The 1,532-nt window shown below is 70.2% G+C and carries 1 protein-coding gene; it reads left to right on the forward strand.

The genetic code is table 11. The features are described from left to right. The first annotated feature begins 24 nt into the window (after positions 1–24). Positions 25–1,356 (forward strand): N-succinylarginine dihydrolase, encoded by a 1,332-nt coding sequence (astB, locus tag DXK21_RS16390; RefSeq protein WP_114818830.1) that lies wholly within the window; start codon positions 25–27, stop codon positions 1,354–1,356. The last annotated feature ends 176 nt before the right edge of the window (positions 1,357–1,532 follow it).

Here is a 1,532-nt window from a genome sequence, read left to right on the forward strand (position 1 = left end):
GGGGGAGGGCTCATGAGCATCGCCATGCCTGCCATCGAAGCCAACGCCGACGGCCTGATCGGACCGACCCACTCCTATGCGGGCCTGTCGCCGGGCAACCTCGCCTCCAGCCTGAACAAGGGCGAGGCGTCGAACCCGCGCGCGGCGGTCTTGCAGGGCCTCGACAAGATGAAGCGGCTGGCCGACCTGGGCCTGCCCCAGTTCGTCCTGCCCCCGCATGAGCGGCCGAACATCCCTTTCCTGCGTTCGCTCGGCTTCTCGGGCTCCGACAAGACCGTACTCGCCAAGGCCTGGCGCGACGTCCCGGCCTTCGCCGCCGCCGCCTGCTCGGCCTCGCCCATGTGGGCCGCCAACGCCGCGACGGTGACGCCCAGCGCCGACGCCGCCGACGGCAGGGTCCATTTCACCCCCGCCAACCTGCACACCAATCTGCACCGTTCGCTTGAACATCAGCAGACCAAACGCGCGCTGGACGCCCTCTTCCCCGACCGGGCGCGGTTCGCCGTCCATGACGCCCTGCCCGCCGTCGCCCATCTGGCCGACGAGGGCGCCGCCAACCACGTCCGCCTGTGCGCCGAGCACGGCGGTCGCGGCGTCAATCTGCTGGTCTGGGGCCGCGAAGCCTTCACGCCCTGGGACGGCCGCTTCCCCGCCCGCCAGACGCGCGAGGCCTCCGAAGCCATCGTCCGCCGCCACGAAGCCGGCCGCCCGGTCCTGGCCCAGCAGTCGCGCGCGGCCATCGACGGCGGCACCTTCCACAACGACGTGGTCTGCGTCGGCGCCCTGGACACCCTCTTCTTCCACGAACTGGCCTTCGAGGACACGGACGCGACCAAGGCCGCCATTCGCCGCGCCGCCGACGGCCTGTTCGAGGCTCAGTTCGTTGAGGTCTCCGCCGCCGACCTGCCGCTGGCCGACGCGATCAGCAGCTATCTGTTCAACTCCATGCTGATCCAGATTCCGGGCGAGGACCGCCTGACTCTGATCTGCCCGACCGAGACCCGCGACAACGCCCGCAGCCATGTGGTCGCCGAACGGCTGGCCGCCTCCAACGGCCCCATCGGTCGGGTCGAATATGTCGATGTGCGCCAATCGATGCGCAACGGCGGCGGCCCCGCCTGCCTGCGTCTGCGCGTCGTCCTGACCGACGATGAACTGGCCGCGACCAATCCCGCCATGCGGATGACGGATGACCTGCACGCCCGCCTCTCGGCCTGGGCGACCCGCTGGTATCGCGAGACCCTGACCGCCCAAGACCTGGCCGACCCCGACCTGCTGGACGAGACGCGCGGCGCGCTGGACGAACTGACGGGGATTCTGGCGCTGGGCGCGGACTTCTACCCGTTCCAGCGATGACGGAATTCTCCTCCCCCGTTTACGGGGGAGGGGGACCGCGTAGCGGTGGAGGGGGCGGCCACAAGCTCGCCGTCAGCAAACGCTTCAACCACGCCTGACAAAAAACGCCGCGTCGGGCCTTGCCCCCTCCACCATGCTGCGCATGGTCCCCCTCCCCCGCTTCGCAGGGGAGGATC

Origin of the sequence: Brevundimonas bullata (genome assembly GCF_003350205.1) — a bacterium.
Taxonomy (GTDB): Bacteria; Pseudomonadota; Alphaproteobacteria; order Caulobacterales; family Caulobacteraceae; genus Brevundimonas; species Brevundimonas bullata.

Excerpts from the sequence above, each read along its gene's own strand:
- astB (WP_114818830.1), top strand. The coding sequence starts at position 25 with ATGCCTGCCATCGAAGCCAACGCCGACGGCCTGATCGGACCGACCCAC.